Origin of the sequence: Cohnella sp. LGH, assembly GCF_017671885.1 — a bacterium.
Taxonomy (GTDB): domain Bacteria; phylum Bacillota; class Bacilli; order Paenibacillales; family Paenibacillaceae; genus Cohnella; species Cohnella phaseoli.
On sequence record NZ_CP072117.1, the window covers coordinates 4345889 to 4358265 of the forward strand.

Genomic DNA, 12377 nt, shown 5'->3' on the forward strand with positions numbered 1-12377 from the left:
TTCGAGCAGCGGTATAATATATATCTGATGGAACTGTCTGGTAAATAAAGGGGAATTCTTGATGAAAACGACGATAAACGATATCGCTAAAGCGGCTAATGTCGCTAAGTCTACCGTTTCCAAAGTATTGAACGACGCACCTACCATCTCAGAGGCAACCAAACAAAAAGTCCGTGCGATCATGAAAGAGCTGCAATATACGCCGAGCAGCATCGCAACCCAGTTGGCCAGGCAGAGCAGCATGAATATCGGCTTCCTAATGAACTTCGACCGGAAGGACGACTTTCTCAATCCTTTCTTCTACAGCTTGCTGGGAGGCGCGGAGAGCGTTACCTTCGAGTATCAATACGAGCTTACGATCTCGAATATTAATAATCGCGACAACGATTTCATGAACCAGTACGTCTATAGCAAGAAGCTGGACGGCATGCTGATTAATCCTTCTGTGCTGGACAAGGATATCGTTCAGGAATTGGAACGGCTGGCTTTCCCTTTCGTGATCGTAGGGAAGCCCAGGGAAAACTACGGCAGTGGGATTGCGTGGGTCGATATCGACAACAATGCCGGCGGAAGCATGGCGGCCCATCATTTGTTGGAGCAGGGCTATTCCCGGATCGCCTTCCTTGGGAGCAAACCCGAAGACCAGATTTCCGACAGCAGGTTGACCGGATATCTGAACGTAGTATCTGCTTTGCCGGGAGCTGCGAGAAACGACGATTATATTCGTTTAGGCGGAGGAGACGAATCGCACGGCTATCGGATGATGAACGAGCTGCTGGATTTGAAGCTCCGGCCGGATTCGATCATCTGCGTCAACAATTTTGTGGCGTTCGGCGCCCTGAAGGCGGCACGCGACCGCGGCGTTCGCGTGCCCGAGGAGCTTGGCATCGTCACCTTCGACAACTATCCGCTAGCCCCGTATACGACACCGGCCATTACGGCGCTCGATATCGATACGTTCAACTTAGGCGTACTTGCGACAAAAGCCCTGTTCGGCAAAATCAAGCAACATGAGCCTGGCCCTCAGTTCCAATCGATTAAGCCGGAGTTGATCGTTCGCGAATCGACTCTTAGGCAGGGGTGCTGAGAGGATAATGGACACTTCTCAAAGACGGGGCAAGCTTAGACGGACGGCGGATATTTGGGCGAAAAATCGAAAAATCGTACAAAGCAACCCCTGTCAGGCCTGAACGATGGACATTTGGGTGGAAAATAGTACAAAACAACCCTGGTCAGGCTTAAACGGCGGGGGTTTGTAGGAGAAATCGAGAAATCATACAAAACGACTAAAATAAAGGATTTCTTATCACTAAAGCACCTTAGATGATGATACGGATAACCCCTGGTAATTTTGTGGAAATTTTATTGACTATGATCAAACATGGAGACTGTCTCATCCGCTCCTGAAACCTTGTCATGGATTTACCCGTTAAGTTTTCAGGAGCGACCTTCTGAGACCCCACAAAGTAAGCAACTTGAAGTGCTGATGAGGCAGCCCCTTATCCCATTCTCAATACGCTTCGAACTCGGATATTTGCGCTGCTGGCCAGCCCGTGTTGCCGGTAATCGACAACCTCACGAATCTTGTTGTCACGCCGGTTAGCGGAATTTCGACGGCGTTGTCGTTTAGCGGATCGAAGGTGTACGACTTCCGCGCCATCACCGTTGCGTACGACACTTCGTCCTGACTGACGAACACCTCGATCACCTGCTCCCTCTTCTCCCAAGCGTCCTGCGGAGGCAGCCGCAAGATCAGCTTCGTCACTTCCCGCTCCTCGCCCAGATCCAGGGTCAGCGATTGCGGAAACTGCTTGGCCGTGCTTTCCCAGTAGGTGTACGGATCGCCGTCCACCGTAAGCTCCGGCGGGAACGCGTCGGCCGTCAGCGAGGTCGCATGCACCTTCTTCCCGAGCGCCCTATTCTCCATCGCCTTGACCTTCTCGAACGCCTCCGTCGCTTTGCTTGCCTCTTCCGATCTCTTCAGCTCGACGTAAGCGACCCTGAGTTCCTTAATGACACCCACATAATCGAATTCAACGTAATCCCCCTTTTCCTTAACGACCAGATCCGCCGCCTTTGTTCCGTTCGCTTCATAAGCGGCCGCGATCGTATGTGTCCAATCCTCGCCTTTCTTCAATTTAAGGGTCGTATCCGAGCCGATCGGCTGGTAAATCCGGATCGCGTCTTTCTCCCGAACCTCGACTAGATGATGCTCGCCGGCGTCAAGCTCCAGACCGTTCAAGCGAATGTAACTGCCCGCTCGTCTGCTTCCGTCCGCGGCGGCGACCTCGTATCCGCCCGGAGGCAGCTCCCTGTCCGCATCCGGAGCATAGCCGGCCTCCTTGCTCCAATTCGCCGTCACCGCGTATGCGCCGAAGTCGGTACGCGTCACGCCCGCCGCAACCTCTCTATAGCTTTTCACCAACGAATCCCCGTACTGCGACAAAATATTTTTCTGCATAATGGCGACTGTATCCACCCACGGGTTAGACACTCCGTTAAACAAGTCCGCCGCCAGGTTATAGCCCATCGCCAAATTCCACCGCAGCATATCCGGGTCGTCCGTCATCGTCTCCGCGGCCAGGTCGTGCTGATACTGCAGCACTTTGTCACGCAGAAGCATGCCGGACATCGGATAATAGTCCGCATAGCTGGCCGTGTTTTTGCGATAGCCAAGCAGGTCCCATAAATAAGTCGAGCCCATAAAGCCAACCGCACCGTCCGCCAATACGTCAGTTCCATCCTCTATGTACAGCTTGTGGCCGACCGTCCCGACGTAATCTCGCAGACCCTTGAAATAGGCCGTCGAAGGATCGGTTTCTTCGGGAATCGTCGCGTTATAGGCATAAGGCGAATTGCGAATGCCCCACTGGTCCTCGAAAATGCCGTCGAACCCGCCCTCTAGCAGCTTCTTATGCTCCTCAGCGGTACGCTGCTTAAAGAACGGATGGCCGGTGTTGACTACGTAGCCGCTGTGCGCCCCGTAATCCTCCTTCATGATTTGCTTGTTATCCTTCATCACGATCAAATCTTCCATCTTCGTTCCTTCGGGGAGCTTCGCCAGCGTCGGAGAGTTGACGCCCCACCAGCTCATATTCGTATACGGAATGACGAGATTGCCTTTGCTCTTCGCCGCCTGCATAAACGCCGCAAAAGCGTTCTGGCCGCCCCATTTCGGCTCCGGCGGCATAAAGTCCGGATAGTTCTCGTCATGACCGCCCTTCTGGAAGCTGACGAGATGAATGACGCCGTTGTAATTCATTTTGTCAATGAAATTCGTCGTCAACTGGCTCCAACTTCCGTCCTTGATCGCGGAAATATCGGTCTTGTAGAACGGAAGCGCGAAATACTTGTCTTTCTCCGCGCCGAGCTTGTCAGCCAGCGAACGGTATTTCGCAATGCCGTTCAGCTCGCGGTAGCTGGCGATCGTCTGCTCGTAATCTCCTAGCTCCAGCACGATCGTTGGGCTGCTCCATTTCGCTCCGGTGGCAATCCACGTTTTATAGTTGTGAACGATGCCGGACTTGCCCTTGTCGTCCACCTGATTTTTGAATCCCAGCTCCGTCATCGGCGCGATGTCGCGGCTCAAGTCGTACACGGCAAGCTCCCCGCCTCCCGTGCGCACCCCCAAATAAGAGGCGAACAGAACGCCCGGATACTGGTCCTGGAACGAATTGCTTTCCTTAAAAAACGCGTCGCGCAGCTTCACGCCCGGCAGCATCGGCAGCAGCGCGTCCTTAACGCCGTCCGAATCGACCTTCAGCTCGTACGGGAACCTGAAGGATTTGATCGGCTTATCCGACCGATTGTCGACCTCGGCTTGCATATAAATGCGGTTGTCCTTGTCGAACCGGACCTTAACGTCTACTAGAATCGAGCCGCCGTATTGAAGCGTAAGCTCGCCTTTGCCAGAGCTCCAATCGTACGAGAAGCTTTCCGCCTTCTGCCCGTTGACGGAGGAATCGTCCTCGAAGAATGCCCACCACAGCGCATTCTCGCGATTGCCAAGCGTCAGCGCCTCGCCCGCTTCCTTCTTCTTGATATGTGCGATCGCGCCGTTATCGGCGCGAAACGCGATTTCCGCGCCGCCGAGGCTGACGGTCAGCAGACCGTCCCGATCCTTGAAATCGGCCTTGGCGCCCAGCGGCGAGGCCACCAGCGCCCAGATGGCCGCAGCCAACGCGACCGCAAGCGCCCCGGCCGTTATTCCTATCGTTTTCTTTGATCGCATTCGCTTCACCGCAGCCGTCCTCCCGTTGATCGATTGTTGAAGCTCCTCCGTTATCCGGATATTGCAGAGGGCTGCCCCTCGCAAACTTTCGTTCGCCCAAGGCAACCCTCATCTTCGTTCTATTCCACTTTAATATTGTCGAAGAATTGCTCCTGCACCGTCTTCGCCGCCGCGTCGAGCTGCGCCTTCAGGTCCACGTCCTTCTTGGAGAACACCTCCTGGATGACGTTCGTCATTGCCGCGTAGAACTCCTGCGTATTGAACTGCGCTTCGGGTTTGCCATCGAGCAGCGTCATCAGCTCGTCGCTGTATTGGTACACGTTGTCGTATTTCGCGTATACGTCTTTCATCTTCTGGCCGTATTCGGAATCCTGGCTGAAGTATTGGATAACCGGCGGCACGAAAAACTTATTTTCCGCTTTGCGGGCTTGAATGTTCGCTTCCAGCGATTCCAGGCCTTTATCCGTGAAGTAGTCGAACACCGCGTAGTGGAATGCGGCATATTGCTCTTCCGGCGTAGCGTTCGGGTTGATGACGAGGAAGTCGCCGCCGAGAACGCCCGTATGCTTGCCGCCCGCCTCTGCCGCAGGCATCGGATAGACGACGATATCTGTCGGGCTCATTCCGCCTTGGTTCAAGCCTTGGTCGACCGGACCGTCCGGGCCGGCGATGACCATCGCCGTTCTTCCTTGAGCGAACGCGCCTACCGCGTCGCCCCATCCAAGCGCCCAGTCGGCCGGGATTACGTTCGCTTCCTTCAGCTGACTATAGAATTCCAGAGCCTTCAATCCGGCGTCGGAGTTGAACTTCGCGATCACCTTGCCGCCTTCGACGCTTTGAATTTCCCCGCCGGCCTCGAACAGGAAGTTCGTCCAGTTCCATCCGGCTTCATTGCCTTTGCCCATCGGAGCGATGCCGGATACGCCTTTGCCCGGATCGGCGACCGCCTTGGCTGTATTCAGCACGTCGGCCCAAGTCCAGTCAAGCGGCGGAACGGCGACGCCTTTTTCTTCCAGCATCTTTTTGTTGACGACTGTACCGACGACATAGCCTTGCTGAGGAATGCCGAAAATTTTACCGTTAATGTTGAACTGGTTCAGCAAAATCGGGTTCAGCTGGTCTTTCTTGTCGTAAGCGTTGAACAGCTCGGTAATGTCGGCCGCCCAGCCTTTTTCCGCGAGGAATTTGCCTTCGGTCGCGTAGGTATTGAATAGCGTCGGCGCTTCGTTCGCGCCCATCTTGATGCCGATCTCGTTCGGGTTGTATTGCCAATCGCTCTTCACGACTTCAACGTTCGGGAACACCTCGTTAAAGCGTTTGATGCGGTCGTCCTCCAGCGCGCGCTTCTCCACTTGGTCCGGCGTCGGATAGTAGATGCTGATCGTCGCCTTCAACGTGGCGGGATCGAAGCCTCCCGATCCGCTGCTGCCGCTGTCCGACGGCGTATCCGACGGGCTCGACGATGGGCTCGCGGAAGGCGAAGCCGAAGAGGCGGAAGGAGACGACTCGCTATTCTTGTTGTTGCCGCCGCATGCGGCCAGGACCAGGCTGAACATGAGAAGACAAGCGATTACCGTTGATATCTTGCGCATTGTGTTAATCCCCTTTTCGTTGTGGTTTGGCTTACACGCTCATCATAATGGAGGCGCATTTCTCAAAGCGATGTGTATTCCTATGTCAATGATGTGCAGTTTTACGCATACCTGGAAACCGAAATCAACCCTTCACACTGCCCATATGCAGCCCTCTGACGATATATTTTTGGAAAATCAAGAACACGATCACCGGCGGAAACGTAATCATCGACAGAATCGCGAACCGCAGATTCAAGTCCAGTCGCCTTACGTTGATGACGTATTTATAGATCGCCGTTGCCAGCGGATATCGTTGATCGCTTGATAGAATTAACGATGGCCAATACCAGTCGTTCCACGCCGACGAGAAGACGAAAATCGCCAGCGTAGCGAAGATCGGAACCGACAACGGGAACGCAATCTGGAAGTACAGACGCGGCTCGGATGCGCCGTCGATCCGGCCCGACTCGAACATCTCCATGTTGATGCCGTCGAAGAACGTTTTGAGCAGCAGCAGGAAGAAGGCGTTCGCGCCAGCGGGCAGCCAAAGCGCCCAGAACGTATTCATCAGCCCGAGGTCGCGCAAGTTGACAAAGTTCGGAATGATATACGTCGTCGGCGGAATAAACAGTGTCAGCAGGAAGAAATATTGAATGACCTTCTTGTATGGAACATTCATACGCGAGAGACTGAACGACGCGAACCCGACGACAATGACGGTCATAGCCATATTGCCGGCGAAAATAAACAGCGTATTCCTCGCGAATTGCGGAAGGTTGATATACCCCCATGCCTTCTTGTAGTTTTCGAAATGCCACTCGCTGGGCAGAAACGTCGGCGGGAACGAGTTAACCTCCGTGTTCAGCTTGACGCCGTTAAAGAAAATCACAAGCATGGGATACAGCATCGTGCATACCATGACGAGCACGACAAGCAGCATCACGTAGTAAATCGCGCGTTTGCCCGGACTTTTCAGATCGTAATCCGAAATAATGCCTCTCTCGATCGCTTTCATCGCTTATGCCTCCTCCTTGCCGCTTGACATCCGGTATTGGAGTATGGCCAGCACGCTGAGCACAAGGAACATCAGGACGCCAAGCGCCGAAGCCGAGCCGTAGTCCTGCCTGGTGAACGCATAGCGGATGACCAGCAGCGCATAGGTCAGTGTCGCGTTATTCGGTCCCCCGTCAAGCACCGCGTAATGCGTCTGGAAGTTTTGCGAGGTTGCGATCAGCTGCAGCAGGAACAGCAGCACGATTTGATTTTTGATGGCGGGAAGCGTAATGTAACGAATTCTTTTCCAGATGCCCGCGCCGTCGATTTCGGCCGCCTCGTACCAATCGCGCGGAATGCTCGAAATTGCGGCGATGTAGATAAGTAGAGCGGAACCGAAGCTCTGCCACGTCTCCATAATGACGATGGAGATCATCGACCATGCCTTGTCCGTTAGGAACAGCACCGAATCGAAGCCGATTTTCGTCAATACGGCGTTAATCGGGCCGACCGGATCGTACAGCCATCTCCACAAGCCGTACAGGACAACGACCGGCACGACGTAAGGCAAATAGGCGGCGATTCTCGCAAAGCCCTGGAATCTCCTCATCTCGGAGATCGCGATGGCGAACAGAATCGGCACCCAAAATCCGATCACTAGCCCGAGGCCCATATAGTACAGCGTATTTTTCACCGAGACGAGCACGTTCGGGTCCTTCAGCACTCGGGCGTAATTGTCCCAGCCGACATAAGTATCGCCTTTGACGAAGTCGATGTGATAGAAGCTATAGACGATCCCTTTGCCGATAGGCAGCCACAGAAACGTGAAGAAAATGCCGATCGCAGGAATCAGAAACAGGTAGCCCCACAGATGCTTTTTCCATTTGGCGGGAGGCCGCTTGGGCTGAGTGTCCAAGGAGCGGACCGGAACTGCGGTTGTTTGATTCATTAGGTCTCCCTCATTCCTTCCTTAGTATCGATAAGCCTAATTGTAGGAAAAGGAATGAGGCGTGAACAGGTGCGTATCTATGCGGATCATGGGCAATCTTACTTCTTCATTTCGCTGGGGCTCATTCCGAAATACTTTTTGAAAATTTTACTGAAATGCTCGGGAGATTCGTACCCGACCCGCTCCGAAATTTCGTATCGGCGCAGATCCGTCTTCTGAATAAGCCGCTTGCTCTCCTCCATGCGGAGCTTGATCACGTATTCCCATAGATTGATTCCCATATATTTCTTGAACAAATAGCTGAGATAATTCGGACTGACATGGTTTCTCTGCGCGACCTCGTTCAGCGTGAGTCCCTTCTGCGCATAGTTGGAGAGCACGTATTCCTTCACCTTTTCGACGATCAGGTTGTTTTGCGCGGCCAATTCCTCGTCCGTCGGGTCCTCGGTCGTCAGCTCCCACTTGAAATCTCCGTAAAAAAACAGATGATGGTCCCGATGCTGACGATTCCATACGATCGCCTTGCCCACCTGATCGTTCAGCTCCGACAGAAACTCATGCCCCTTCAAAATCTGACTAATGCCAACGACGCACTGGAAGCCCAAATATTTGCGAATGTTGAAATGCAGGCTGCGTCCGATCATCTCCAGCTGATTGATTTTGTCCGAGCTGCTGCCTCCGTAGGACGCCTCGTCCCACTGCACGATGATGCTGACGTCGCGATTGGCGGAATAAAAGGAATGATGGCTCCAATCCTTGTCGAGAAGCTCGTTTACGATATTAAGCACGGCATATTGGAGCAGCACGACGTCCTTGTCGGCGACGCTTCTGCCCTCGCTCTCGCAGTCGAGCCGGATTTTGAGCATCGCGAAATAGGGGCCGTTCAGGTCGACGCCCTGCTCTCGGGCCGTCCGAAGCAGCTCCCTCGCAGATTCGGGCTCGTTTACGAGGCGATCGAGAGTCTCCATGCGCTGCGGCTGGGGCTGCTCCATGCGAAAATGCTCGCGCAAATCCGCGATCAGCTCCGCCTGGTTCTGCTCGGGCCGATCCATGTGCAGCAGCACGTGCCGAACGGAGTTAAGCAACTGTTCGCTATTGATCGGCTTGATGAGATAATCCCGCGCCCCGAGTCTCATCGCCAGCTGCGCATATTGAAACGTCTCATGCGCCGATATGACGATGACCTGAACCCAGGGCTTGACGATTTTCGCTTGTTGCATTAGCTCGATACCGCTCATCGCGCCCATCTGAATGTCGGTCACAAGCAGGTCGATCGACTCCATTTTCAAATAATCCAGCGCTTCGTACCCGTTATGGGCCGTATAAATATTCTCGATATTCAATCCGGAAGATTCCAGCAGGTTCGCCAGTCCTCGGCAAATCAGCGGCTCGTCGTCCGCAATCAAAATATTATACATCCGCGTTGTCTCCCCTTCCCTGACGCTGCTCCGCAGCCTCGGCCAGCCGCTTCGGAATCGTGGCGTCGACGCGGGTGCCCTCCGGCTCCCTCGCCTCGTAACGCAGGCCGAACTCGCTGCCAAAATGAAGCTGAATTCTCTTATTGACGTTTTTGATCCCGTAGCCGGCTCCGGATTCCTCGTCGGAAATCAGTCGGTTAATGCGCGCAACGTCGGCGGGCTTGTAGCCGTTGTCCTCGACGGACAGCCGAATGAGCTCGCCGTCGGAGCGCGCGGAGACGACAATCTCCCCGTCCTCTCCCATATGGATAACCCCATGGATAATCGCGTTCTCGATTAACGGCTGCAAGGTGATCTTCGGAATCAGATAAGGCAAAGTCTCCTCCTCGATCTCCCACCGGATCGTGAATCCGTATTCGTATCGCTTCTGCTGAAGGCTCGTATAGGCCCGCGCATGCTCCAGTTCCTCCTCGATCGTGATCAGTTCCCTGCCCCGGCTTAAGCTGATTCTCATGAGCTTGGACAGCTCCTTGATCATCTCGGCCGAGCCGGTATTGCCTTCCAGAGAACTCTTCCAATAAATGCTTTCCAACGTATTGTACAGCAGATGAGGATTGATCTGCTGGTAGAGAAGCTGCAGCTGCGATTCCTTCTGCTTGATCTCCATAGAGTATTGTTCATGAATCATATCGTTGATCCGGTTCGCCATATTGTGAACGGAATGAATCAGTACGCCAACCTCGTCGTTGCGCTCCTTGGACGGAGAGGAGGAGAGCGGCTTGCCCGGCTCGTGCGACCTCGCGAACATCGCCAGCTTGCGCAGCGGATTCATCAGCGATCTCCAGAAATACATCATGACGACAATCGCGAACATCGAGTATACGATCGAGATCGTCTGAATGACCCTCTTCAGCGCGCTCTGCTGCTGCAGCAGCGACTGCGTAGGAATCGTATAGACGAGCTTCTGCTGCAGCGAATATTTCGTATGGACGACGTAGATCGAATCGTCGGTCACCTCGCTGAGCGTTTCCTCCATCGATTGCCCGGTTTTAAGGGCGTCCGGAAAGCGGAACGTCTCGCCCATCGTCGGAGTCGTGGCCGCCAGGATGCGATCGGACCAATCGGTCAAATACAGTTGTCCGCCCTCCGGCAAGGATACCGTACGGAACGCCTCTTCGATTTTCTTGTCCATCTTCGTAGCGACGAGCACCCCGACGACGCTTCGGCCGTTCGTAATGCTGTTGACCGCGCGAAGATACGCCAGCGTCATTTGGTCCCCCTTCGGTCCGAAATTGTCGATCAGCGCCAGCACGCCTTTGCCCTTCGCCGCCAACGCCGCTTCGATCCAAGACGTCTTCGTGTCTTCGGAATAGAAAAACACGGAGGAGCCGTTGTTCCTGCGGTTGATATCCGGAATGGTCGGAGCGAACGGATAGCTGTTGTGCGGATCGTAGACGAACAGAAAATAATAGATCGCTTCTCCGCCGAACAGTCCGACGGAATTGTTGCCGAGCAGCGTATTCATATCCCCGTACTTCACGACGCGGTCGAACTCCGTGTCCGTCTTCTTGCTGATCATGCTTTGCGTGGTCGGATTTTGGATAATGGTCGTCATAATGCGACTGATCGTATCGATATCCCGGTTGATCAGAAAATGATTTTGCTTGTTCAGCTCTTCGTAAGCGCTCGTCACATGCTCCTTCAAAATCGCCTCGGCTTTCGAGTTGGCATACCAATTCAGCAAGATGACGGGACTGACTAAAATGAGGAACAGCAAAATCAGCTGCTGCCTGACGTTCATCCTCGTCAGAGGATTCGTTAATTTTAAGCGCACGGCCATCCCTCCAACGATCGGTCCATTTCAATTATGGCACGCCAGCCGACTCTCGCGGAGACTAACGAGCCAATGTCGTACAAGAGCGCCTAGTTTTCGTAGAATAACACATGATCAGGCTAAAATTACTCATCTTATTTTTTGTTTCGACGTTCCTGTCCTTTCTCCTTGTCGGAATGATCTCCGGAGGTGCAGACGCTGCAGTCCACGTTGAGCGGGTTCAGGAAGGTCTGAAACTATCGGTTGTACAATAAAAGGTATCCCCGGGCATAGGATGCGACCGAGGATACCTTTTTTGCAGTTGCGGGATTCGTTTAACGAACGTTGCTTAACTTTTATTCCGAGTACATCCGGCTGATTGCGCTCCAGCTTTGACCCGCCTCAAGGCGGATCAGACCGGTTTGCTCCGCAGGCAGGTCGACGTTCGGCGCGTTCACCATGCCGGTCTGCGGCTCCGGGCAGAAGAAGCTGCCGCTCGCTTCCCCGTTGTACACCATCCAATGCTTGTAGGCGTCGCCGACCTCGTAGACGAAGCGTGCGTCCGCGCGGCGGTCGTACAGCGTCATGGCGTTGCTTCCGTTCTCGTTCCCCGCCGTGTAGTGGTTGTCCATCGACGCGAAGTAAGGATTGCCCTTCCCTTCGCGCAATTGCCGCTCTCCTTCGTCCAGAGGCAGCAGCTTGCCGGTCGGCAGCATCCGTTCGTTAAGTTCCCAACGCTCGCCGAAGGAAAAACCGCACTCCAAATCCTTCACCAGGCTGCCTTGCACGAACGGCGCGTTAACCGTCGTATGAAAGCCCAGCATAAACGGAATCGCTTCGTCGCTCTCGTTCGTCGCATCGAAACGGTGCGAGAGTCCGGCGTCCGTCAACGTAAACGTCATCTCCAGCGTTACCCGATGCGGGAAAAACGCATAGCCGGGCTCCTTCTCGTCAAAGCGCAGCCGAACGATCGCAAAGCTCTTCTCCTCCGAGCTGCCATAGTCGACTAGCTCCCATTTGGAGCTGTAAACGAAGCCGTGCAGATGGTTGCCGGTCGACGGCTCGTTCACCGGAAAATTGTATGTACGTCCGTCGAATTCGAACGCTCCGGCATCGTAGCGGTTCGGCGGGAACAGCACGGGAACTCCGTGCACCCACGGACGCTCGACGAACGCCGACCAATCTCCCGCCTCGGGCTCGCGAATAAACCGAAATCCCCGGTCGTCGTCCCTGAAGGAAATCAGATTGCCGCCGATTCCTGGCAATACGATCGCCGAATATTTTCCATATTTCAAAAAGACCGCCTGTTCGCTCTCAAACTTGCCCAGCTTTGCCTCATGCTGCGTCATGCCGCTTATCCCTCCGAAAAATAGTCATTGTAATCGAGTATATAAGCGGC

The 12377-nt window shown here is 54.2% G+C and carries 8 protein-coding genes; 1 reads left to right on the forward strand and 7 read right to left on the reverse strand.

Annotated elements, in window-relative coordinates:
- The first annotated feature begins 61 nt into the window (after positions 1 to 61).
- Positions 62 to 1087 carry a LacI family DNA-binding transcriptional regulator gene (locus J4772_RS18810; RefSeq protein WP_247741144.1) on the forward strand — a complete coding sequence of 342 codons (1026 nt, stop codon included), beginning with the start codon at positions 62 to 64 and terminating at the stop codon, positions 1085 to 1087.
- A 423-nt stretch (positions 1088 to 1510) separates the two neighbouring features.
- On the opposite strand, the gene J4772_RS18815 is transcribed toward J4772_RS18810, so the two are convergent.
- The 7 genes from J4772_RS18815 to J4772_RS18845 all read right to left on the reverse strand — a co-directional run bounded on the left by J4772_RS18815 (position 1511) and on the right by J4772_RS18845 (position 12327).
- The gene (locus J4772_RS18815) at positions 1511 to 4231 is read right to left on the reverse strand and encodes a discoidin domain-containing protein (RefSeq protein ID WP_247741199.1); all 2721 of its coding nucleotides are present in this window, start codon (positions 4229 to 4231) and stop codon (positions 1511 to 1513) included.
- A gap of 119 nt (positions 4232 to 4350) precedes the next feature.
- Positions 4351 to 5823, reverse strand: a complete 1473-nt coding sequence (locus J4772_RS18820) for an extracellular solute-binding protein (protein ID WP_209076664.1) — start codon at positions 5821 to 5823, stop codon at positions 4351 to 4353.
- A gap of 124 nt (positions 5824 to 5947) precedes the next feature.
- Positions 5948 to 6820 carry a carbohydrate ABC transporter permease gene (locus J4772_RS18825; protein ID WP_116060442.1) on the reverse strand — a complete coding sequence of 291 codons (873 nt, stop codon included), beginning with the start codon at positions 6818 to 6820 and terminating at the stop codon, positions 5948 to 5950.
- Positions 6821 to 6823: 3 nt separating this feature from the next.
- Entirely contained in the window at positions 6824 to 7747 is a 924-nt protein-coding gene (locus tag J4772_RS18830) for a carbohydrate ABC transporter permease (protein ID WP_116060441.1), read from the reverse strand.
- Positions 7748 to 7845: 98 nt separating this feature from the next.
- Entirely contained in the window at positions 7846 to 9165 is a 1320-nt protein-coding gene (locus J4772_RS18835; protein ID WP_209076666.1) for a response regulator, read from the reverse strand.
- Positions 9158 to 10999, reverse strand: a complete 1842-nt coding sequence (locus tag J4772_RS18840) for a sensor histidine kinase (protein ID WP_209076673.1) — start codon at positions 10997 to 10999, stop codon at positions 9158 to 9160. Before J4772_RS18840 ends, J4772_RS18835 begins: the two co-directional genes overlap by 8 nt.
- Before the next feature lie 335 nt (positions 11000 to 11334).
- Complete coding sequence (locus tag J4772_RS18845) at positions 11335 to 12327, reverse strand: aldose 1-epimerase (protein WP_209076677.1); 993 nt, start codon at positions 12325 to 12327, stop codon at positions 11335 to 11337.
- Positions 12328 to 12377 lie beyond the last annotated feature (50 nt).

Excerpts from the sequence above, each read along its gene's own strand:
- J4772_RS18810 (WP_247741144.1), top strand. The coding sequence starts at position 62 with ATGAAAACGACGATAAACGATATCGCTAAAGCGGCTAATGTCGCTAAG.
- J4772_RS18815 (WP_247741199.1), bottom strand. The coding sequence starts at position 4,231 with ATGCGATCAAAGAAAACGATAGGAATAACGGCCGGGGCGCTTGCGGTC.
- J4772_RS18820 (WP_209076664.1), bottom strand. The coding sequence starts at position 5,823 with ATGCGCAAGATATCAACGGTAATCGCTTGTCTTCTCATGTTCAGCCTG.
- J4772_RS18825 (WP_116060442.1), bottom strand. The coding sequence starts at position 6,820 with ATGAAAGCGATCGAGAGAGGCATTATTTCGGATTACGATCTGAAAAGT.
- J4772_RS18830 (WP_116060441.1), bottom strand. The coding sequence starts at position 7,747 with ATGAATCAAACAACCGCAGTTCCGGTCCGCTCCTTGGACACTCAGCCC.
- J4772_RS18835 (WP_209076666.1), bottom strand. The coding sequence starts at position 9,165 with ATGTATAATATTTTGATTGCGGACGACGAGCCGCTGATTTGCCGAGGA.
- J4772_RS18845 (WP_209076677.1), bottom strand. The coding sequence starts at position 12,327 with ATGACGCAGCATGAGGCAAAGCTGGGCAAGTTTGAGAGCGAACAGGCG.